Genomic DNA, 21721 nt, shown 5'->3' on the forward strand with positions numbered 1-21721 from the left:
AATCAATGACTACACAAACAATTCTTCCGGTTGAATCTGAAGCGCTTCGCGCCTTGTCGGAAAGCAACAATGAACCCGGCTGGTTGACCGAGCAGCGTCTCGAAGCCCTTAAGCTAGCAAGTGGGCTTGCGCTTCCTAAACTGGAAAAACAAAAAATCGAACGCTGGAATGTCAGCGAGTACGGCACGTATAAAGCTAGTGAAGCGATTGCTTCCCTTGAGGAAGTACCAGCTTCCATTAAAGATCTGGTTAAGGACCAAGCGGAAGGCAGTCTGGTTATCCAGCGTAATTCCGGTACGGTATATTCCAAGTTGTCTGCTGATCTTGCAGCAAAAGGAGTTATCTTCACAGATCTGGCTACAGCAGTTCGCGATCATAGCGATTTGGTAAAACCATATCTGAATACGGCTGTAAAAGCAGATGAGCATTCTCTTGCCGCTCTGCATGCAGCACTTTGGAATGGCGGGGTATTCCTCTATGTTCCGAAAAACGTAGAGATTGAAGTTCCGCTGCAAGCGGTACTGCTCACAGATGATGCTACTGCAACATTTGCACCGCACGTGCTTGTCGTTGCTGAGTCCAACAGCTCCGTTACTTATGTGGATAACTATGTATCTGGCGAACTGTCTTCACCTGTGTTCCATAACGGTGTTGTGGAAGTATTCGTGAAAGCTGGTGCCAAAGTCCGTTTCGCTTCAGTTCACCAATTGAGCACGAATGTTACTGATGTTTCTTTCCGCCGTGCAGTGGTGGAGAACGATGGTTCGATCGAGTGGATCGTTGGTGAGATGAACAACGGTGATACTGCAAGCAACACGATGACGGTTCTTAAAGGGAATGGCTCAAGCTCCGATTCCAAAGTGATCGCAGTAGGTTCCGGTTCCCAAAAACTGAACTACACAACAGAAGCTCGTCACTTTGGTAAAAACACGCCAAGTCAGATGATTACACGTGCAGTTATGCGTGAAGAGGCTTCTGCAATCATTAACGGAATCACGAAGATTGAGAAAGGTGCTACCAAAGCGGACGGACAGCAAACAGAGAAAGTACTGATGCTGAGCCCGAAAGCACGTGGAGACGCCAACCCAATCCTTCTCATTGATGAGGATGATGTAACAGCAGGTCACGCGGCTTCTGTAGGTCAAGTCAATGTGGAGCAAATTCATTACTTGATGTCGCGCGGGATTAACCGTACGGATGCGGAACGCCTGATCATTTACGGCTTCCTGGCTCCGGTGGTGGCGGATATTCCTTTGGAAGCACTGCGTACCCAATTGCAGTCTCTCATTGAACGGAAACTGGGACAATGAACCCGGCTATCCGCGAGCAGTTCCCGATCCTCCACCAGGAAATCAACGGACACCCGCTCGTATACCTAGATAACGCAGCGACTTCCCAGAAGCCGCTGGCTGTAATCGAAGCGATTAAACATTATTATGAATATGAGAACTCCAATGTGCATCGTGGTGTTCATACGCTTGGAAGCCGTGCAACGGATGCTTATGAAGGCGCACGTGAGAAGGTTGCCAAGTTTATCAACGCGCGGCGCACGCAGGAAATTATTTTCACCCGTGGGACAACGACCGCTCTGAATTTGGTGGCTTCGTCCTACGGACGTTCAGTTTGCAAAGAAGGCGACGAAATTGTTATTACGCAGATGGAACACCATAGCAATCTGATTCCATGGCAGCAGGTAGCCAAGGAAACGGGTGCGACATTAAAATACATTCCGCTCCAGCCGGATGGCAACATTGATTTGGCTGATGTGGAGAAGACGATTACGAACAATACCAAAATTGTAGCAATCGCGTATGTATCCAATGTTATGGGTGTTGTTCATCCAGTAAAACAAATCGCTGAAATTGCACACCGCAAAGGTGCTGTCATCGTTGTGGATGGCGCACAGAGCACACCGCACATGAAGGTGGATGTGCAGGATCTGGATTGTGATTTCTACGCATTATCCGGCCATAAAATGTGCGGACCAACCGGAATCGGTGCACTTTACGGCAAAAAGGCGCTGCTGGAGTCCATGGAGCCGGTTGAGTTCGGCGGTGAAATGATTGATGATGTGGGTCTCTATGAATCCAATTGGAAAGAGCTTCCTTGGAAATTTGAAGGCGGAACACCGATTATCGCAGGTGCGGTTGGATTGGGCGCTGCTATCGATTTCCTGGAGCAGATTGGCATGGATGAGATTGCTCATCATGAAAGTGTGCTGGCAGCTTATGCAACGGAACGTATGGCCGAGATTGACGGACTGACCATTTATGGCCCAGCCAAGCGTCATGTCGGAGTGGTTACATTTAACCTCGGTGATGTACACCCGCATGATGTGGCAACTGTGCTGGATGCGAGTGGCGTAGCCATTCGTGCCGGACACCACTGCTGCCAACCGCTGATGCGCTGGCTGGAAGTCAGTTCAACAGCTCGTGCCAGTTTCTATCTATACAATAATGAACAAGATGTGGACCGGCTTGTCAGCGCCTTAATCCAGACAAAGGAGTATTTTGGCGATGCAACTTGATGATCTGTACCGGCGTGTCATAATGGACCACTACAAAAACCCGCGTAACCGCGGAACGTTTGATAATGAAGCTGTCACGGTGAATTTGAACAATCCAACGTGCGGCGACCGGATTTCACTGCAACTTTTGCTGAAAGACGGAATCGTTCAGGAAGCCAAGTATACGGGGGAAGGTTGTTCCATCAGCATGTCCTCGGCATCAATGATGACCGAGGCAGTCAAAGGCAAAACGATGGATCAGGCACTCGACATGGCTAACCGCTTCTCCTCACTGATGAAAGGGGAAGAAGTCGATTTCGACGATTATGAAGATCTCGAAGCCCTATCCGGTGTGAACAAGTTCCCTGCACGCATCAAATGTGCCACATTGGCCTGGAATGCACTACGCAAAGGAATTGACGAAGAGGACAATGTACAATAACGATAGGGAGGTAGAGCAAGATGGCTAAAAAAGCACCAGAAATGGAAGAGTATAAATACGGTTTTCGCGACGAACACAAATCCATCTTTCAAACCGGTAAAGGTCTGACTGCAGAAGTCGTAACGGAGATTTCCAAAATCAAGAACGAACCGGAATGGATGTTGGAATTCCGTTTGAAATCCCTGAAACAATTCGAAAAAATGCCGATGCCTAAATGGGGCGGAGATCTCGACGGATTGGATTTCAACGATATTCAGTACTATGTTCGTCCTTCTGAAAAACAAGGGAAAACATGGGAAGAGGTACCTTCCGAAATCAAGGAAACTTTTGATAAACTGGGTATCCCTGAAGCGGAGCAAAAATTCCTCGCAGGTGTATCGGCTCAATATGAGTCCGAGGTTGTATACCACAACATGCAAAAAGAATTGGAAGATCAGGGCGTAATCTTCATGGATACGGATACTGCACTTCGAGAGCATCCAGAAATCTTGCGTGAATATTTCGCAACTGTTATTCCACCAGCAGACAACAAATTTGCTGCATTGAATAGTGCCGTTTGGTCCGGAGGAAGCTTCATCTACGTACCTAAAGGCGTAAAATGTGAAGTACCTCTACAAGCCTATTTCCGGATTAACTCCGAAAATATGGGACAATTCGAGCGTACACTCATCATTGCAGACGAAGACAGCTTCGTTCACTATGTAGAGGGCTGTACAGCTCCAATCTACAGCACAAACTCACTGCACAGTGCGGTTGTTGAGATCATCTGTAAGAAAAATGCCCGTGTTCGTTACACAACGATTCAAAACTGGGCACCAAACATCTACAACCTGGTTACCAAACGTGCTGTTGCTGAAGAAAACGCAACGATGGAATGGGTTGATGGCAACATCGGTTCCAAACTGACGATGAAATATCCAGCAGTTGTTCTGAAAGGCCGCGGAGCTAAAGGTTCGGTTCTGTCCATCGCTGTAGCTGGTAAAAATCAGCATCAGGATGCAGGCGCGAAAATGATTCACTTGGCTCCAGATACAACATCAACGATTGTATCCAAGTCGATCAGTAAACATGGTGGTAAAGTAACTTACCGTGGTCTGGCTTCCTTTGGTCGCCAAGCGGAAGGTGCAAAATCCAATATCAAATGTGATACACTCATTCTGGATAATGAGTCCACATCCGATACCATTCCTTACAATGAAATCATGAATGATAACATCATGCTGGAGCATGAAGCTACGGTATCCAAAGTGTCCGAAGATCAACTCTTCTACCTGATGAGCCGTGGTTTGACTGATGCAGAAGCAACACAGATGATCATCATGGGCTTTATTGAACCGTTCACGAAGGAACTGCCGATGGAATATGCGGTAGAGATGAACAGATTGATTAAATTCGAAATGGAAGGGTCTATTGGTTAATCCAACTGCCCTTGCACGTTTCAAAACGTCGATTCTGATTGTGGCGAAGTTATGCTGTATCAGTTTCACGCGACCTATATAGAGAATCAAAAAAGATCGAGGGAGTTTATCCCTCGATCTTTTTTTATTGCAGTAGAAACACACTTGAATGCTCTATCCCGGGTTTATTTGTAATAATATATGATCAATAGCACAAGCCATTTACTAGATTTAAGCATCTAATGATAGAAAAGGATGTGAATACATGAGCATAAATCCGTTTAAGGGATATCGGGTTACAAGTTCATTTGGCTACCGAATCCATCCTATTTCTGGCGGTCAGACATTTCATCGCGGAATCGATCTCGTCACAGAGCCATGGAATGGGCCCATACATGCATTTATGGACGGGACTGTACGCTTTGCTTCAGAAGGTGCTACAGGCTCAGGATTCGGTGGCTACGGGCTTACGGTTGCGGTGCAGGATCATAGGGGCTACTTGCATTGTTATGCTCACCTTTCCCGAATTGCAGTAAAAGTTGGGCAGCAAGTGAAACAAGGACAGCTTCTTGGTAATCAGGGAAGTACAGGCGAAAGCACGGGTCCGCATGTGCATTATGAGGTACGCAAAACTAGCTCCCCTTCGTATGGATACACGGCTAGTGAAAGTGGTGTTGTTGATCCAGGAATCTACTTGCAATCTGAATATAGTTCAACGGTTGAAGGACAGGAGGGAACCCCAATGACGACGGAGGAGAGAGAGCGGTTAACAGCGATTGAGAAGATGCTGGAATCCCAGTCGGCCTGGATTCAGCAGCAGAAAAACATTTCAAGTATGGCTTGTCCGTCCTGGGCTGAGGAAGCTTATCATTATTACCAATCGTATATAAATAACGAGACAGGCAGTTATGACTTTTGGAGATTGCTTGTCATCATGTATCGTAAGGAGAAGGGCATTAAGGTCTCTTCCACCTCCTCAAGTTAACTGGCAAAGCAGGCAGACAACCATTTATTGAATGTTGCCAGTTCGCCCGGTTCATCCAAACGCAAACGTCATATGTTAGGGTATACCTGATGAAGAGGAGGCAATCACATGAGCGAAGTTGGATATGGCTGTGGTGGCAATGTAGGCGGCGTAGGCGGATACAATATGTTCACCAACACAGGTGCGATCTTGGTACTGTTCATTCTGTTGGTTATCATCACTAAAGCATTCTGCGTTTAATTGGATAAAAACGAATAAGAATAAAAAAAGGGATGCCTTAGTGGCTCCCTTTTTTTACTTGTAAAGCATGTACACGTATGACATGTTCTCTTGAACTTGGATTGCTCTAACTGCTGCAGCACATACCTGAATGCTAATGCTTACTGGATATAAATTTCAACGATAGCTACATCTCTTTCCTTCGCTAAATCAATGAAGGTTGTAGAGGTTTGAACGAGTGGGCGGAAGTAATCCGCGGGGTTGTTCAAGACAATTAGACCGGTTTCGCCTGTCGTGAGCAAAACCCTTTTGCCAATAAAATTGGGTAGCATATGTTTGATGAGTTCCTGCGTAACTTCAGCATTCAACTGACCGAAGCTGAGGCTGTATAATTCGCATAGCACGGAGATTAGTTCCTGCTTGGTCTGATACACCCGAGTGGTCGTCATCGCGCTGTAAACATCGGCTACAGCCGTTATACGGGCAAATGGATGAATCTCGTCCCCTTTCAGTCCGTAAGGGTAGCCGCTTCCATCCTCACGCTCATGATGCTGGAGGGCAACGGTTGCAAGGATCTCGTCCTGTGTGGACTCTTTAACAATCTCATAACCATATAACGTATGTTTCTTCATTTCTTCGAATTCTTCGGGCGTTAACTTGCCCGGCTTATGTAAAATTTCAGAAGGAATCTTGGACTTGCCAATATCGTGAAGATATCCTGCTTTGGCTACAGTTAGACACTCCTCAGGGTTGTAACCCATCCAGCCGGCGATATAAAAAGCGAGCATTCCGACTTGTAAGGAATGGTTGTAGGTGTAGTCGTTATCTCCGTCAAGCATCAGCAGCAAGGAGACAACGTCCTTTTGTTTTTCAAGCTGTCCCGTTAAAGTTATCAAAATTTCATCGACCTGAGTCTCATCAATAAAACCCTTCTCCATCGCTTGTTCAAATAGAGATTCTGTACCTTTGATCGTATCGTTAAACAGATTAGTTAACAGACGGGTTTGATCGGAAGGTAAGGTTTGTGCATCAGAGTGTAGGTCAGATGTTGTATGTTCTACATCTGCGTAATCGATTCCGTGCTGCAGCAGCTTGGCAATATCATCGTCGCTGAGTGTGGAACCTTTCATCAGCATGTGGAGACCCGAACTGTTGTACACATCATTTTTTAACAGGTCGCCAGTTTTAAGATCAGTAACATGCACTCTCACGTATAAACCACCTTTTCCTCGACTAATATCGACACATATGATTATAATAACAAGAAAAAAATGGGTTGACAACGACTTATTTACTAATTTAATCACCCGTTGAACAGGTCGAATGACTAGTTAATTAATTGTCTGTGGGGTTCCAGGGTCCTATTTGATGACCTTTCCACTCGGAACCATCTTCCCATATTTCTTTTTTCCAGATGGGTACATTCTGTTTGAGTCTTTCAATCGCGTAACGGCTTGCGTCGTAACAATCACTGCGATGAGGGGAGGAAACGGCAATAACGACGCTGATCTCTGCTACGTCTACCTTCCCAATCCGATGGCTAATCGCACATTTTACGCCTGGCCAGCGTTCATTGATTTCATTACCGATAGCTGCCATCTGAGAAAGTGCCATGGGTACATAAGCCTCATATTCAAGATGAACCGTTCGTTGCTGCCCAGTCATTTCACGGGTGGTGCCAACAAAGGTAAGGGCTGCTCCATGGTTTGCAGTGATGACGAGCTCCGTTGTAGCTTCCACGGACAGTGGAGAGTGGGTGATCAGGAATAATCCATCATCCGTGCGATGCTCAGGGTGGGATGAACGATGTCCCTCTCCATTCAAGTGGGTACCATCACCTCCCGATACAGGAGGAATTAAGGCGAGTTCATCCTGGGCCTTTATAATAATATCGGCAGAAGCATACTGCTGGTTTACTGCCAGAAAAGAAACACGTATTTGATCAGCCGCTTCAGGATAAGCAAGGCCCAGTTTTTCTTTTAATTGTACAGGAGTTGGATTCGTTCCAGGGTATTCATATTCAAGCAGGGATGTGCCCAGACGTTCAGCGATTCCTGCAAATAGTTGAATTGTTAATTTCATGGAAATTACTCACCTCTTTTTAATCTCTAAACCCTATAAATATATCATAACGACGCGGAAAATGTTATGCTTATCCATTAGAGGAATGTACGTTATCGACGATAAGAGGGAGGCGGTGTGATGAGCACCAAGAAGACGCAAACATTAACGATTCTACACACCAATGACATCCATAGTCATTTTGGCTCCATGAGCTCCATCGCCGCCATGATCGGACACGAGAAGGAACAGGCTGGAGAATTTCTGGTCGTGGATATCGGAGATCATATGGACCGGATGGCAGTTGAGACGGAGGGTACCCTGGGGGCGGCCAACGTGGATATCATTAATCTGACCGGTTATGATGCCATAACGATCGGGAACAACGAAGGACTAACATTTACACCCGAGCAACTGGCGCAGTCTTACTCTGGACTTCTTTGTCCTGTTGTATGTGGAAATGTTGTGGATCAGGCTACAGGCCAGCCACCAGTCTGGATGAAATCCTCTCTCATACTGGAGAAGGGGCCATTTCGCATCGGTCTGCTTGGTGCTACAGCACCCTTTACCGCCTTTTATGAATTGTTGGGTTGGGATGTATTGGACCCAGTAGAGACGCTGCGTGAGCAAGTTGAAGCTTTGCGGCATCAGGTGGATGTAGTCGTTATCTTGTCTCATTTGGGGCTTTCCACAGATCGCAGAATGGCCGAACAGATCCAGGGCATCAATGTCATTCTGGGCGGACATACACATCACGTACTGGAAGAACCTTTAGTCATTGGTCAGACGGTGCTTGGAGCGGCAGGCAAGTTTGGTCAGTGGCTCGGTAAGGTGGTACTGGAACGGCAATTTGAAGCGAATGAACTTACACTGGTGAGCAGCGGCTGTGTTCCGGTCCAGAACATGTTGCTCGAAGAAAGCGTCTCGCTGGCTATAGATACACACCGGACGGAAGCTGAGCGTACTCTGGGCCAAACAGCCGTTATTACGGACAGAACGCTGACCATTGATTACGATCACGAGTCTCCGTTTGCGTCTTTGCTCGCCCAAGCAGTTCGTCAGTTCACTGGAGCGCAGCTATCACTTGTTAACGCGGGGCAGCTCCTTGGAGATCTTCCGCATGGCAATATCACAAAGGGGATGTTACATTCCCTATGTCCATCTCCCATTAATGCCTGTACAATATGCTTGAATGGAATTCAGATTCGCGAAGCTCTGGAGCAATCCCTGTTGTCAGAGTTTTCACGTAAACCGATTATCGGATTTGGATTTCGCGGGGAGATTTTAGGAACATTGTGCATGGATGGAATAGATGTGGAGTATGATCCCCTGTCGCCTCCATACGAGAAAATCCGTGCCATATATATGGGGGGCGAGCCGATGCGTGATGAACAAGAATATGTGGTAGGAACACTCGACATGTTTACGTTTAACGTAGGGTATACGTCACTTGCTCTTGGAAAGGATACAGCGTATCGACTTCCTGAATTCATACGTGATCTGCTCGAGTCGGAACTAAAGAGGCCAGGGGCGCTGGATGACAGCCTGCGGTCCCGTTGGCATGAAATCTAACAAGTACTTGCCTTCTGCTGAAGCGGCGGCTAGTGGAAATTACATCTACGGAGCGGGAGAGGATAGGCTGTGCGTTTAGTACATATAAACCTATTGCAGCCTGGCATGAAGCTGGGGAAACGAATTTATAGTGAAGAGGGTTTGGTTCTGCTCAGCGAGGGAGTAGAGCTGACCAGTCGGTTGATTGGACGTCTGAAGGACCTGGGGATTGGATATGTGTATATATCGGATGCAGCAACAGAGGATATCATTATTCCGGATATGCTGCAGGAAGAGACTAGGCGCAGAGCGCTAGTCGAGATCAAACAGCAGTTTCAGAGTATGTCGGGTCTCAAAACCAAAAGCCGAATCCCACACTTCGGAAAAGCACTTAGCGGGTTAATGAATACGATTCTGGAGGACATTGGCAGTCAAAAGGAAGCGATGATTATGCTGATGGATATGAACGCCAGTGATTTTGATCTGTATAATCATTCTCTTAATGTATGTGTGTATACGCTGGTTCTTGGTGTGGCATCAGGCTATACTCGGCAGCAGTTAATGGAGATTGGACTAGGAGCACTGTTGCATGATATCGGTAAAACGCAGATCGCTCCAGAAATTCTGCACAAGCCCGCCAAATTGAGCGATGAGGAATTTAAAATCATACAGCAGCATACTACATATGGACATCGTATTCTCAAAGATGAACCGGGTATACCGCTCCTTGCTGCACATTGCGCATTACAACACCATGAACGGATTGATGGCAGCGGCTATCCTTTTGGTTTAAAAGACAAAGAGATTCATGAGTACGCCAAATGGCTGGCCCTTGCCGATTCATATGATGCGATGACAACCAATCGGGTATATAAACAAGCTTTGCTGCCACATCAAGCTGTGGAAGTATTATACACCGGTTCAGGGACACTTTATGAACAGCGAATGCTGGAAAAATTCCGTGATTGTGTAGCCATTTATCCCTTAGGTATTTCCGTCACGCTAAGTACGGGGGAGGTCGGGGTTGTTGCTGCCATCCATTCGCGTGTTCCGCAACGACCACGTATTCGTGTTCTTAAGGATGCTTACGGCCAGACATTAAGTGCACCCTACGAGATCGATCTGTCCACAGCGTTGTCTGTTATGATTACAGGTGTTGAAGGTGTGGAAGACGCTACGCCAGCTTCAGCACGTGGCGAATTGTTTTGATATCCTGACGTCAATGGATAATGGGTAACGCTCATATTGTAATATCAGGACCGCGCTGGCCTGATATTACACGGGCGTTTTTTGTCATGTAATGGACAGAGCATGCTCATGCCAGAGCACAGGAAATTGTGCTATGATTAAAGATAACTCCAAAAGTTGAAGACGGGGTATGTTGTAAATAAAACTTTTTAGGTTAATAAAAGGAATAAGGTGAAGAACAATGACCATGCTAAACTCAGGATCGGTAGAACCGATGCCTTTATCGCCGACTAATGATCCTTGGGATCCAATCGGCTCTTTGCGTACATATGGACGCCATGTGCTGACCAGTGTAGAAATGACCGTGACTCATCTGTGCAATATGCGCTGCGAGCATTGTGCGGTAGGAGATATGTTAACGATGCGCGAAGCACCTGCGCTTCCGCTCCCTTTAATGCTTAAAAGGTTGGATGAAGTTGAGCACCTCCAGACGATTAGTCTGACAGGTGGTGAACCGAGCTTCAGCCAGAAGACCGTGGATGAGATGATCATTCCGCTCCTCAAATATGCCAAGGAACGGGGCATTCGTTCTCAGATCAACTCCAATCTGACACTGGATTACCGTCGGTACGAGCAACTTCTGCCATATTTGGACGTTATGCATATCTCATTCAATTACCTGAATGCCGATGACTTTCACCAAGTCGGGTTTGCCAACAGTGGTAGACCTGTAAAGCGGGAAGTTGCGGTGAAGATGTATGAGAAAATGATTGAAAACTCCCGTAAACTCAGTGAAGCGGGCATGTTTATTTCTGCGGAGTCCATGATTAATTTCCGTACTCATGACAAGCTGGAGGGTATTCATCAATTGATCCGTGAGATGGGCTGTGTCCGTCATGAAGTGCATCCGATGTATAATTCGAATTTTGCTTCTTCGCTGCCGGTGCTTTCCCTTGATCATATGAGAGCGGCTATTCATCGTTTGTTGGATGTGCGTGACAAGGATATGTGGATGCTGTTTGGTACACTTCCATTCTTCGCATGCAGTGCAGCAGATCAGGATCGTGAACTGATTAACCGCCTGTATAGCGAACCTAAAGTGACGGTTCGTAATGATCCCGACGGTCGTAACCGCGTTAACGTCAACATGTTCACCGGGAACGTGTATGTTACTGATTTTGCCGACATCCCGGCGTTTGGCAACATTCGTGACCGGAAACTGGATGATGTATTCCATGAGTGGTCAGCGGAACACCCCTTGAATCAGACAGTGAATTGTCATTGTGATGCTGCTTCTTGCTGTGGTCCGAATCTGTTGGTGGCAGATATGTATTATAAAGGTGTGGATTTCAAATCGAGAAAAGCAATTACACGTTGATATTCCAGGTGTATTCCTGAAATAGATAGAAAAGGGGAGTTTCGACTTGGGTATTCATACCGAATTTCATCTGGGGCAGTTGGTATTTAATCTGGTCTGTGTGTTTCTGCTCGTATTTTTGAATGGCGTATTTGTCGCAGCGGAATTTTCCCTGGTCAAAGTTAGACAAACACGCCTCACTCAATTACAGAGTGAAGGGAATAAGTTGGCTGGTTATGCACTGAAGGTGAATGGTAAATTGGATGCCTATCTATCGGCAACCCAGTTCGGAATCACGTTGACATCGCTGGGGCTTGGTTGGCTCGGTGAACCGGCTATTTCCGAATTACTGGTCGAACCTCTGATGTTCAAGCTTGGTGTAGCAGATACAGGACTTATATCCACGGTATCGGTCATTATAGGTTTCTGTATCATTACGTTTTTGCACATTGTGCTGGGTGAGCTTGCGCCCAAATCTCTGGCGATTCAAAAAACAGACGGAGTGGCTTTGCTGCTATCGGCACCGTTGCTGTTATTTTATAAAATTTTCTTCCCATTCATCTGGGTACTGAACGCGTCAGCCAATGCACTGCTGCGATTGGCAGGCATTGAACCCGCCAGCGAAGGGGAGGCCCATTCGGAAGATGAGCTTCGAATCTTGATGAAGCAGAGTGCGAAGAGTGGTGTCATCGACAAGGATGAAATCAAACTGATGGATAACATTTTTGATTTCTCGGATATGCTGGCACGCGAAATTATGCTGCCACGTACGGATATGGACTGTCTGTATACGCATATGTCGCTGGAAGAAAACCTGAAAATTATTAATGCAACAAAGCATTCCCGTTATCCTGTAGCTGTTGAGGATAAGGATGAGATTATCGGATTTATCCACATTACCGATCTGCTACTTGCTGAACCTGACCATCAGCATGATTTGGCTGCGCTTGTCCGTCCGATTCTGAATGTTCCTGAATCGATGGAGATCAGCCATGTACTTCGTCTGATGCAGAAAAAGCACTCCCAGATGACATTGGTGGTCGACGAATACGGGGGCACGGCAGGCTTGCTGACGGCTGAAGAGATTTTGGAAGAGATCGTTGGTGATCTGTATGATGAGTTCGAAGACGAACGTCCGCATATGGAGCGCAGTGGAGAAACTTTTTCCATCGATGGTCGTTCCCTGATTGAAGAGGTCCATGAATGGACCGGAGCTGTCATTGAGGATGAGGAAGTCGATACGATTGGCGGCTGGCTGTTCAAGGAATTGGAAGGCAGTGCGGTCAAAGGTAAAACACGGGAGCAAAACGGTTATGTCTTTGAAGTGGAAGAGTCCACCCGTCTCCGAATTACCAGAGTGAAGGTATATAAGCGACCGGATCCCGAAGAAGATAAGGCGGAAATGGAAGGACAGGATCCAGATTCGATGCAGGATGCTGATCGTGAACGTAACAGGGACTGAGTGTTGATGAAATAAGCATTGATGCATAGCATAGCCTCTAGATCAAATGAAGAGACCTTTGGACACTGCCCAGCGGGGTAAGTCGTTTGAAGGTCTTTTTTTGCGTTCAGCTAAATATGGGATTAACTTGGGGACAGCGACATATGGTTATAGAGACGGGAAATGAAAGCTTGGAATGATGCGATGTCGAATGTATCAAATCAGTAGTGATGAAGGAGGCGTTGTTCTGTGTCAGATCCACAGCTTCGTGCTTACGCCCCTTTTGTGGGGCCGTTTGATCCATGTCCACCAAAGACGATTCGGACGTACTTAGTTCCTCCGCAACTGTTTATCCCATTTCAGCCGATGGGCTGGCCGCAGTTCAGTCCTGCAGAAGCCTTAAGAATTGGAACATTGTGGCCTGCTTTATACAGTCCTTATACACCCGCCAGCTCAAAGGGAAGGAAGGTGGAAGCAGATGGAACCTGAAGCACCTAAAGCCTGTGATGCAAAATACTATGAGCTGCTGGAGGAACTTCAGGCACTGGATTTTGTATTAGTTGAGCTGAATCTGTATCTGGACACCCACCCGGGTGATTATCAGAGCATTGAGCAATACAACAAATTCAGCCAGGAGCGGATGAGGGTGGCACATGAGTTTCAGCAATTGTACGGACCGTTGATGAACTTTGGGCATGCGTTCTCCAAATATCCATGGGAATGGTCCCAGACGCCATGGCCTTGGCAAGTGTGATATAACATCCTCGGGTTTCCTTGCAGTCATTCCAAGCCGGGAGCTCGAGGGATCGTAACAGTTTGGGTTTGATTTAAAAAGGAGGCGTCTGCATGTGGGTGTATGAAAAAAAATTGCAATATCCCGTTCGGGTCAGCAAATGTGATCCTCATATGGCGAAATTGCTGGCGGAACAGTATGGGGGCGCAGACGGAGAACTGGCGGCTGCCCTGCGGTATTTGAACCAGCGGTATACGATTCCGGACAAGATTATCGGGCTGTTGAACGACATAGGCACGGAGGAATTCGCCCACTTGGAAATGATTGCGACAATGATATATAAATTGACAAAAGACGCATCGGTGCAGCAGCTGGAGGAAGCGGGGCTTGGGCCGAATTATGCTCAGCGTGATTCTGCTTTGTTCTATACGAATTCTTCGGGTGTGCCATTTACAGCAGCCTATATTGCCTCGAAGGGAGATCCGATTGCGGATTTGTACGAGGATATTGCAGCGGAAGAGAAGGCACGGGCTACATATCAATGGTTGATCGATCTTACGGATGACGTGGATCTGCAGGACAGTCTCAAGTTTCTGAGAGAACGGGAAATTGTGCATTCCTTGCGTTTTCGTGAGGCCGTAGAGATTCTGAAGGATGATCGGGAGACGAAGAAGATTTTCTGACAAGGAAAACATATCGTTCTCATTGCCGTTCTCTGTCAAGGGAGCGGTTTTTGCGTTGGTAGGAACGTTCAAAGCATGTCTTCATTGGTTTTGAGATAATGGTAATGGGATGTATCCAGTAAAAGTTATCATTTCAAATATAAAATAATAAAAAACAGGACCGTCTTTTTTATAAAAAAAGGCTGTCCTGCTTTTTGAGGTTTAGTGTCAAGCTCTCAGTATTCAACGACCATGGCAACATTTTGCCATCCAGCGCCAACGGTCCAGAACAGCACTTTATCACCACGCTGAATTTGGCCGGATGTTATGGCTCGATGCAATGCAATGAACGGGCTGCTGGTTGAGGTGTAACCGAACTCATCTCCGATGTAGACGGCAATATCTTCGCTAATGCCAATGTTCTCGGATACAGCACGTATATTGCCAATGGATAATTGGGAGAAACAAGCGGCTTTGATCTCATCTGCTCCGATTTCATTACGACTTAGCAAAGTTCGAATCGAATCAGAGGCAGCGCCTACACAGATGGAATCATCAAACGGTATGAATTTTACATGGAAGGCACCTGCGTCAACACCGGTTTGGCCCAGTTTTGCAAGACCTTGTGCCGGGAAGAGAGAATTGCCGTACACACAGGTATCAGTCTGATAGATCGAGTCAATAAAACCGACTGCCTGCTCGTCCCGTTCAACAATGACAGCTGCTGCTGCGTCCCCAAAGTTCGCGAAGTACACAGGATCGTCTGGACTGGCGTGAGGAGCGATGTAATCCGAGCCAATAATCAAAGCACGACGAATTCTGGGATTACCCAGCATCTGACGACTAACTTGTTCAAAGGCGGCGGTCATGCCCGCACAGTTTGCATTGCTGTCAATGCAGATCGTATGGGATGCCCCGTTAATTAGGCGATGAATCATTAAGGAATTCGTAGGAAAGATGTATTCCGGCGTTTGACTTGCATAAGCAATCAGATCGATATCGGCACCTGTGAGTCCGGTCTTTTCGAGCAAATTACTGGCGGCCTCAAAGGCCATGCTTAGTGAGTTTTCATCATCGTTGTCAATTTTGTAACGTGTATCACGCCCAAGTGCCTTTAACAATCCCCGAATATCTACACCTCTTGCATCAAAATGTTCAATATAAAAGTCATTGCCCACCTTGTTCGTTGGGTGATAGATATCGATATCTACAATACGAATTCCAGCCATCTTCATTCTCCTCTTGAGCGGATGGGTGAACCCTCAGGTTGTCCGCCTGGTTTATTATGTCGTAACCGTGGAGATGATCTCAAGATTGTCCAATCCGACAGACCGTCCAAGACGGGACAGCTGCATTTTCAGAATGGCATTATTCTCAAGTGTCAACACCACTTTTTTATATTCATCTTTTTTGAACATCTGCAGGCAGCCTTCGAGAAGAGGCACAATTTCCGGAGCGGTAACATTCAACTTTTTGCAATCAATATTCAGCGCATACTCCTTGGTGTTAATCGGAGCGATCGTATCCTGATATGCCGAGATGGAACGCAAACCGTCTTCTTGAGAGAAAGAGCCCTCCAGTTCAATGTTCAACACCTTGTTCGGAACGTCAGTTTTCAGTATAAAACTTCCCATGATTGTTCTCTCTCCTTTAAATGAGTTAAGGCTATCCTGCTAACCAAGACATAGGCCTTGAGGCCCTCGCTGATTGATTCTGAGATGTAGCGGATTCGAAGGATAATTTAACCATATTATAAAGGTAGAGATGTAATAAGATCAATAAAAAAGTCGAATCGTGTATAAAAATGTAGAAGAGTGAATTATTGGATTTCATCCAATGTAGCGAGCAATATATTAAAAGCACTGATGATTCGTGGGGCACCAACACAAGGTGCCAGATGCAGCAAAATTCCTTTGAGCTGATCCACGGTTACACCGACACTTAGCGCCATCGCATAATGAACCCCCAACTGCTCATACTGGCCCTGTGAGATCAGTGAGGAGATAATCGCAACTTCTTTCCATTGATCGGTGATGGTTGTACGCTGAAAAATATCCCCGTAAGCTGTTCCCATAATAAACTCAGCGAGCTCAGGGAACTGATCCTTAATCGGTGCCAGTGCTTTTGCACCATATTCACCGGAAAGCTTTGCAAAACGCTCCAATCCTTGAGTCACTTGTTCACTCATGTTATTGCTCCTCCTAATTCAAAGTCACGGTACGGTGAGCCGTGGGTGGGATCTCGTCGCGATCGGTCAGAAGCTCAATGACAGTAACTTGGTTCAGCTGCTGCGCGCTCTGGAGAGCTGATGTGAATTCAGCCCGTGTTTCTGCCCGAAAAGCAACAGCACCGAGCGACTCGGCAAACTTTGCCGCATCCAGGGGAACCTCAAATAAAGTGCCATCAATTCGACCTGTTGTTTTTTCCATGCCTTTCAGTGCCATATCCAGCTGTTTATTGTTTACAACGATGAAGATGACCGGCAGATTGTTGCATACAGCGGTGTTAATCTCGGTTCCTAGCATCATAAAGCAACCATCACCTGTAATGCATACAATGGTTTCTTCCGGTGCTGCAGTCTTGGCCCCAATAGCCATGCCTATGGCATTGCCCATGCAGGCAAAGTAGGCGTCAAACACGAAGCTGCCGGGTTTCTTAACTTTATATCGTTGAACCGCATGAAAACCATGACTGCCATCATCCACAAACAGTTTATGATCATATGGAAGCAGTTCACTCATTTCTTCCAAGATGGAAGCCAAGGACAGACGCGGCAGATGCGGGAGAGGTACGGTGTAATCCACAGTGGTCGTCTCTCTTGGAACAACAGGTTGTTCTGTCAGTGTACCGAGCAAGAACTGCAGGTTGTCCTTCAAGTCGCCGGTGATATGTAAGGTTTGCGCGTGAAGTATTTTACCAACGAATGTAGGATCAGCGTCGAATTGAATGAGATGTGCAGGGTGGTTTTCAGGCTTCAAATTACAGATGGTCATATCACTCAGACGTGAACCGAGTACGATGTAGAGATCACTTTGATTGAGCAGTTCATCTGCATGAGGGAATCCACCGACACCGCAGGGTCCATGATATAGAGGATGATCCCAAGCAATGGCACCTTTTCCTCCGGGAGAAGTAATGACAGGAATATTGAAATGTTCGGCAAAATGAAGCAATTCATCATGGGCTCTGGCGCGACTGACGCCTTTGCCTGCAATAATTAAAGGATGACTCGACTGTTGAAGTAAGGGGAGGATACGATTCAGGTTGGATACGCTAATCAGGGGTTCTGGCTCCGGGAGGACAACCCGGAAATCAGCGAGCTGTTCGGTTTGTACGTCAAAAGGAAGACAGAGATGCACCGGACCTTTGTTGGGACCGAGTGCAATGGAAAGGGCGTGATTCAGTATGGTGCTGAAATGATCACCGCGCTCCACCAGCTTGCTGAAGAGGGTGGCAGGACGGAACATCTCCGCCAAATCAGCCAAGTAGGAAGAGGAGTCCTGACATTGCGGAAGCCCCAATTCCTGAATGGATTGATGACCCGTAATAAACAGGACGGGCAGATTGTTAGCCTTGGCATGGGCCGCGGCGGTGAGCAAGTTGGTTCCACCTGGACCAGAAGTGGCGAAGGCCACACCCAGTTTGCCTGTTTGGAGGGCATAGCCCGATGCGGCAAAGCCTGAGCTGGATTCATGGCGGCCTGGAATGAATTCCAAACCGTAATCGACCATTTTTAGGACAGCAGGACATATGGATTTTCCGATAATACCAAAGACATGAGTAACGCCTAAATTACGCAGAGCTTCTGCCAAATAGTCCGCAACTGTTCTCATGCGGGACACCTCGCTTCACAAAATAGGTTTTTGGACCCACAGGTCAAGTTCCATTTTTGGGATGTATGTCGTTGTCTAAGGTTGTAAAAGGAAATAAATCCTTGTTAATAGGAAGAGTAGCTTTTTTTGTGGTTTTTTGTCAACCGATTTTATAAGTATAAGTTCCTGATTCTAAGGTTGGAAACGCTTAATGTCTTGCCCTATAAGAGAAAATAAATTGGTTATATATTCCTGCAACGAATTACCTATAAACAAGATTTGTAGAATAAAATGTAAAATGATATAGAATATTGTAGATTTATTTTGTGAAGATCCAATGAGGATCGTATGCTTTCTATTTCACATCCGTGCAAGGATTGGCAATGTTATGCTTTCTGTTATACTGAAATTCGATGGGAGTGAATTGAATGACAACGATAAAAATGGCCGTAATTGGACTGGGTAAAATGGGGTTACATATGATACATCAGGCGACAGAGGCAGAACTATCCAAAAAAGTAGAAATTGTAGCGGTATGCGATGCCAGCGAGGAAAATTTGGCCTCGTTTGCATCCTCTCATCCTGAGACGAAAACGTATACAGATTTCAAGCGATTACTAGACACACATACGGTTGATCTGCTGTACATTGCCGTTCCGCCTAAATATCACTATGCCGTCGTTATGGAGGCACTAAAGCGCGAGATTCATGTATTCTGTGAGAAACCACTGGCAAACAGCGTGGGGGAAGCCAAAGCAATGCTGGAGGCAGCCGAGAAGGCCGATGTAGTACATGCAATCCATTTTTCCATGCCACATGAATCATCAGTAGTGAAACTGCAAGAGCTGATCCGTCAGGAAACGATTGGCGAGATTCGCAAAATTGATCTGATCCTGCAATTTCCTCAGTGGCCACGAGCGTGGCAGCAAAATGCATGGATTACCAGCCGTGAGCAGGGTGGATTTATTCTTGAAGTGGGAATCCACTGGATTCATATGATCCATAAAGTGTTTGGTGCTATTAGGGTGATTAACAGTCAGGTTCAATTTCCTGAAAATAAAGATGAATGTGAACATGAAGTTCATGCTGCGATGGAGCTGGAGGATGGAACCCGAATCCAATTGAATGGGATTGCTCATTTTGCGGGTGAAGAGCGTGTATCCATGGTGGTCTACGGTACTGAAGGAACGATTGCCTTGGAAAACTGGGATCAACTATGGAGAGGACGCGTCGGAGAACCTCTTGTTCCCGTCGAAGTTGATGAATCCTTAAGCCAGTTGCCTGTACTTAAACACGTCATAGCCCGTATCCAAGGCCAACCTGCCAAAATATACGATTTCAACGATGGCTATCATGCACAGCTTGTCCTTGAAGCATTGCGTAATCCGGATCAATTCTGATCTAAAAAAGGTACTGAGCTAGATGAGGATTCGTTAAATGTTCTTTCCATTTGAAAAAAAGAAGCAGATCTCTATAGAGTAGGGATCTGCTTCTTTGTGTTATCTGGATCTAATCCATAGGATCAAGACAATTTGAATCGGTTAACCAGTTGATCAAGTGCATCGGACATTTCGTTTAACTGCTTGGAGGTGTCTGTCATTTCCTGTAGTGAAGCAAGTTGTTCTTCGGTCATAGCTGATACTTCTTCTGTGGCTGATGCGGTATCCTCAACTACGGCGGATACTTCGTTAATGGACTTCATCACCGTTTCACTGCCGGATGTCAGTTGTTCCACTACAGCGGATACGTCCTGAACTTCACCGCTGAGATCATGAATGTGCTGGGTAATATTTGTGAATGCATGCCCTGCATCTTCAATCGTCCGTAATCCTTCGTTGACATGGAGTGTACTTTCGTCCACAACCTGCGCCGTGTTTTGGACTCCGGTTACAACAGTTTCCAATATGCTTGTAATTTCTTTCGCTGACGTGGCACTTTGATCTGCCAGATTGCGGATTTCAGAGGCAACGACAGCAAATCCACGTCCATGTTCCCCTGCGCGAGCAGCTTCAATTCCAGCATTGAGTGCGAGTAAGTTCGTTTGTCTTGCAATTCCTGACATGGAATCGGCAATGTTAATAACTTGATCAGACATTTCGGAGATTTCGTTAATGGCTTCCTGTACAGACAAGAAGGATTGTTCAATGAACGTTATTTTCCCAACAGCATTATCGATACGCTGCTGTCCATCAACGGCGATGGATTCGGTACGTACGGCACGTTCAGCCACGTCGGCAGTTGTAGCCGCTACCCGATTAAGTCCGATGAGCGATTGTTCCATCGCAGCGACCATGGTCTGAGTGAGGGCAACTTGTTCATCGGCACCTTCTGCGACTCGCTCCATGGCCGTGGCCACCTCTTTTCCAGCGATATGATTATCAGAAACGCCTTTATCCAGTCGATCGGAGGCTGTACTCAGAATGGTGGCATTACTTTGAATGTCGAGCATCATTTGCTGCAGACCCAGGAGCATGGTATTGGCAGCTTCAGCCAATTCCCGTGTCTCGTCTTTCATCGGAGTGGCAATTCGCAAGGTCAGATCACCATTGGAGGAGCCAATATCATTCAGTGCATGTGTCACTGCACGGATGTTCCTTACAATAGACCGGGACAGGACTAATGCAGCGATGACTGAGATTAAGGCAACAAGGAACAATGCTCCGTACAACTCCCAGTTGAGCACCTTGTTTTTTTGTTTCAGTTCTTCTGTACGGGTTTCAGTCAGAGCCAGTTCATTGGTTCGGAATGTACTCAGGGATTGCCGAATTTGGTCCATATCCTGTTTACCAGGATCTGTCGTGAAAAATTGTCGGATCGAAGGTAGATCATCGGCCTGGCGTAGCGCAACAATCGGTTCTCCTGCGATTTGAATCCAGTGTTCCATGGTCTTATGTATATCTTCCAACAGCTTCAGCTGTGAGGGGTTGTCCGAGATCAAGGTAGCGAGTTGATCCTTAAGTACAATCATCTGTTCTTTTCCATGGGTATACGGATCAAGGTAATTTTCCTGCGCTGTAATTACGTAACCCCGTTGGCCTGTTTCCATATCCACCATGTTCTTTTCAATCTCATAAGTCAGGGCGTGTACATTCATATCGTGATCTACGAGAAAATCCAATTCGCTTTGAAGTTTGCTGGTACTGTTCTGGATCAAAAGAATGCAACCCGCCAAAACAGCGAGTACGAGCAAATAGCCCAAACCAATCTTATAAAAAATTTTGAAGGTTCTGTGCTTTTTCATGTTTGTTATGCCTCTCCTTGGGGTATATGTATTTGTCGAAAAAACTTGGATGAGAGCTGTTTTAGTTCTTTAGTTGTGGTGTCTAAAGAACTATTTTTCAGTATTATACTTAATGAAAGTTAAATT

General features: G+C 46.3%; 21 protein-coding genes. 14 read left to right on the forward strand and 7 right to left on the reverse strand.

Going from position 1 to position 21721, the window contains the following annotated elements; genetic code table 11:
• The first annotated feature begins 5 nt into the window (after positions 1-5).
• The 6 genes from sufD to DC345_RS31945 all read left to right on the forward strand — a co-directional run bounded on the left by sufD (position 6) and on the right by DC345_RS31945 (position 5570).
• The gene (sufD, locus tag DC345_RS02150) at positions 6-1310 is read left to right on the forward strand and encodes a Fe-S cluster assembly protein SufD (RefSeq protein WP_113051682.1); all 1305 of its coding nucleotides are present in this window, start codon (positions 6-8) and stop codon (positions 1308-1310) included.
• Positions 1307-2527, forward strand: a complete 1221-nt coding sequence (locus tag DC345_RS02155) for a cysteine desulfurase (RefSeq protein WP_099854758.1) — start codon at positions 1307-1309, stop codon at positions 2525-2527. Before sufD ends, DC345_RS02155 begins: the two co-directional genes overlap by 4 nt.
• Positions 2517-2948, forward strand: a complete 432-nt coding sequence (gene sufU, locus DC345_RS02160) for a Fe-S cluster assembly sulfur transfer protein SufU (protein ID WP_063564289.1) — start codon at positions 2517-2519, stop codon at positions 2946-2948. Before DC345_RS02155 ends, sufU begins: the two co-directional genes overlap by 11 nt.
• A 20-nt stretch (positions 2949-2968) precedes the next feature.
• Positions 2969-4366, forward strand: coding sequence for a Fe-S cluster assembly protein SufB (gene sufB, locus DC345_RS02165; protein WP_062319997.1), 1398 nt, complete (start codon positions 2969-2971; stop codon positions 4364-4366).
• Between the two features lie 244 nt (positions 4367-4610).
• Positions 4611-5330: a M23 family metallopeptidase gene (locus DC345_RS32320; RefSeq protein ID WP_113051683.1), complete on the forward strand. Its 720-nt coding sequence runs from the start codon at positions 4611-4613 to the stop codon at positions 5328-5330.
• 108 nt (positions 5331-5438) lie between these two features.
• Positions 5439-5570 (forward strand): YjcZ family sporulation protein, encoded by a 132-nt coding sequence (locus DC345_RS31945; RefSeq protein ID WP_208642727.1) that lies wholly within the window; start codon positions 5439-5441, stop codon positions 5568-5570.
• Between the two features lie 140 nt (positions 5571-5710).
• Here DC345_RS31945 and DC345_RS02175 read toward each other — a convergent pair whose 3' ends face one another.
• Both DC345_RS02175 and DC345_RS32325 read right to left on the reverse strand, forming a co-directional pair.
• Complete coding sequence (locus tag DC345_RS02175; RefSeq protein WP_113051684.1) at positions 5711-6760, reverse strand: HD-GYP domain-containing protein; 1050 nt, start codon at positions 6758-6760, stop codon at positions 5711-5713.
• A 124-nt stretch (positions 6761-6884) separates the two neighbouring features.
• Positions 6885-7631, reverse strand: a complete 747-nt coding sequence (locus DC345_RS32325; RefSeq protein WP_113051685.1) for a molybdenum cofactor biosynthesis protein — start codon at positions 7629-7631, stop codon at positions 6885-6887.
• A gap of 120 nt (positions 7632-7751) precedes the next feature.
• Between DC345_RS32325 and DC345_RS02185 the strand changes: the two genes are divergently transcribed.
• The 7 genes from DC345_RS02185 (at position 7752) to DC345_RS02215 (ending at position 14563) form a co-directional block, all read left to right on the forward strand.
• On the forward strand, positions 7752-9182 hold the full coding sequence (locus tag DC345_RS02185) for a bifunctional metallophosphatase/5'-nucleotidase (protein WP_113051686.1): 1431 nt from the start codon (positions 7752-7754) through the stop codon (positions 9180-9182).
• Positions 9183-9251: 69 nt separating this feature from the next.
• On the forward strand, positions 9252-10370 hold the full coding sequence (locus DC345_RS02190) for an HD-GYP domain-containing protein (protein ID WP_113051687.1): 1119 nt from the start codon (positions 9252-9254) through the stop codon (positions 10368-10370).
• Between the two features lie 220 nt (positions 10371-10590).
• Positions 10591-11727 (forward strand): radical SAM/CxCxxxxC motif protein YfkAB, encoded by a 1137-nt coding sequence (yfkAB, locus tag DC345_RS02195; RefSeq protein WP_113051688.1) that lies wholly within the window; start codon positions 10591-10593, stop codon positions 11725-11727.
• Between the two features lie 52 nt (positions 11728-11779).
• Positions 11780-13168 (forward strand): hemolysin family protein, encoded by a 1389-nt coding sequence (locus tag DC345_RS02200; RefSeq protein ID WP_397333617.1) that lies wholly within the window; start codon positions 11780-11782, stop codon positions 13166-13168.
• Positions 13169-13396: 228 nt separating this feature from the next.
• On the forward strand, positions 13397-13636 hold the full coding sequence (locus DC345_RS02205; RefSeq protein ID WP_113051690.1) for a spore coat associated protein CotJA: 240 nt from the start codon (positions 13397-13399) through the stop codon (positions 13634-13636).
• Positions 13626-13901 carry a spore coat protein CotJB gene (locus DC345_RS02210; RefSeq protein ID WP_063564297.1) on the forward strand — a complete coding sequence of 92 codons (276 nt, stop codon included), beginning with the start codon at positions 13626-13628 and terminating at the stop codon, positions 13899-13901. The genes DC345_RS02205 and DC345_RS02210 overlap by 11 nt, the downstream gene beginning before the upstream one ends.
• Before the next feature lie 92 nt (positions 13902-13993).
• A complete protein-coding gene (locus DC345_RS02215; RefSeq protein WP_091001593.1) occupies positions 13994-14563 on the forward strand; it encodes a manganese catalase family protein in 570 nt (189 codons plus the stop codon).
• A gap of 215 nt (positions 14564-14778) precedes the next feature.
• On the opposite strand, the gene DC345_RS02220 is transcribed toward DC345_RS02215, so the two are convergent.
• The 4 genes from DC345_RS02220 to DC345_RS02235 form a co-directional block, all read right to left on the reverse strand.
• Positions 14779-15771, reverse strand: a complete 993-nt coding sequence (locus DC345_RS02220; RefSeq protein WP_113051691.1) for a 3-oxoacyl-[acyl-carrier-protein] synthase III C-terminal domain-containing protein — start codon at positions 15769-15771, stop codon at positions 14779-14781.
• 54 nt (positions 15772-15825) lie between these two features.
• On the reverse strand, positions 15826-16176 hold the full coding sequence (locus DC345_RS02225; protein ID WP_113051692.1) for a hypothetical protein: 351 nt from the start codon (positions 16174-16176) through the stop codon (positions 15826-15828).
• A gap of 185 nt (positions 16177-16361) precedes the next feature.
• Positions 16362-16730, reverse strand: a complete 369-nt coding sequence (locus tag DC345_RS02230; RefSeq protein WP_113051693.1) for a carboxymuconolactone decarboxylase family protein — start codon at positions 16728-16730, stop codon at positions 16362-16364.
• A 13-nt stretch (positions 16731-16743) separates the two neighbouring features.
• The gene (locus DC345_RS02235) at positions 16744-18375 is read right to left on the reverse strand and encodes a thiamine pyrophosphate-binding protein (protein ID WP_113051694.1); all 1632 of its coding nucleotides are present in this window, start codon (positions 18373-18375) and stop codon (positions 16744-16746) included.
• 407 nt (positions 18376-18782) lie between these two features.
• Here DC345_RS02235 and DC345_RS02240 point away from each other — a divergent pair, with 407 nt between their 5' ends.
• Positions 18783-19754, forward strand: a complete 972-nt coding sequence (locus DC345_RS02240; protein ID WP_113051695.1) for a Gfo/Idh/MocA family protein — start codon at positions 18783-18785, stop codon at positions 19752-19754.
• Between the two features lie 122 nt (positions 19755-19876).
• On the opposite strand, the gene DC345_RS02245 is transcribed toward DC345_RS02240, so the two are convergent.
• Entirely contained in the window at positions 19877-21595 is a 1719-nt protein-coding gene (locus DC345_RS02245; RefSeq protein WP_113051696.1) for a methyl-accepting chemotaxis protein, read from the reverse strand.
• Positions 21596-21721: the final 126 nt, after the last annotated feature.

The sequence above is a fragment of the Paenibacillus taichungensis genome, from assembly GCF_003287275.1.
Taxonomy (GTDB): Bacteria; Bacillota; Bacilli; order Paenibacillales; family Paenibacillaceae; genus Paenibacillus; species Paenibacillus taichungensis_A.

Bases quoted from the DNA above. Each gene is read 5' to 3' on its own strand.
- sufD (WP_113051682.1), top strand. From the start codon at position 6: ATGACTACACAAACAATTCTTCCGGTTGAATCTGAAGCGCTTCGCGCC.
- DC345_RS02155 (WP_099854758.1), top strand. From the start codon at position 1,307: ATGAACCCGGCTATCCGCGAGCAGTTCCCGATCCTCCACCAGGAAATC.
- sufU (WP_063564289.1), top strand. From the start codon at position 2,517: ATGCAACTTGATGATCTGTACCGGCGTGTCATAATGGACCACTACAAA.
- sufB (WP_062319997.1), top strand. From the start codon at position 2,969: ATGGCTAAAAAAGCACCAGAAATGGAAGAGTATAAATACGGTTTTCGC.
- DC345_RS32320 (WP_113051683.1), top strand. From the start codon at position 4,611: ATGAGCATAAATCCGTTTAAGGGATATCGGGTTACAAGTTCATTTGGC.
- DC345_RS31945 (WP_208642727.1), top strand. From the start codon at position 5,439: ATGAGCGAAGTTGGATATGGCTGTGGTGGCAATGTAGGCGGCGTAGGC.
- DC345_RS32325 (WP_113051685.1), bottom strand. From the start codon at position 7,631: ATGAAATTAACAATTCAACTATTTGCAGGAATCGCTGAACGTCTGGGC.
- DC345_RS02185 (WP_113051686.1), top strand. From the start codon at position 7,752: ATGAGCACCAAGAAGACGCAAACATTAACGATTCTACACACCAATGAC.
- yfkAB (WP_113051688.1), top strand. From the start codon at position 10,591: ATGACCATGCTAAACTCAGGATCGGTAGAACCGATGCCTTTATCGCCG.
- DC345_RS02210 (WP_063564297.1), top strand. From the start codon at position 13,626: ATGGAACCTGAAGCACCTAAAGCCTGTGATGCAAAATACTATGAGCTG.
- DC345_RS02215 (WP_091001593.1), top strand. From the start codon at position 13,994: ATGTGGGTGTATGAAAAAAAATTGCAATATCCCGTTCGGGTCAGCAAA.
- DC345_RS02220 (WP_113051691.1), bottom strand. From the start codon at position 15,771: ATGGCTGGAATTCGTATTGTAGATATCGATATCTATCACCCAACGAAC.
- DC345_RS02225 (WP_113051692.1), bottom strand. From the start codon at position 16,176: ATGGGAAGTTTTATACTGAAAACTGACGTTCCGAACAAGGTGTTGAAC.
- DC345_RS02230 (WP_113051693.1), bottom strand. From the start codon at position 16,730: ATGAGTGAACAAGTGACTCAAGGATTGGAGCGTTTTGCAAAGCTTTCC.
- DC345_RS02235 (WP_113051694.1), bottom strand. From the start codon at position 18,375: ATGAGAACAGTTGCGGACTATTTGGCAGAAGCTCTGCGTAATTTAGGC.
- DC345_RS02240 (WP_113051695.1), top strand. From the start codon at position 18,783: ATGACAACGATAAAAATGGCCGTAATTGGACTGGGTAAAATGGGGTTA.
- DC345_RS02245 (WP_113051696.1), bottom strand. From the start codon at position 21,595: ATGAAAAAGCACAGAACCTTCAAAATTTTTTATAAGATTGGTTTGGGC.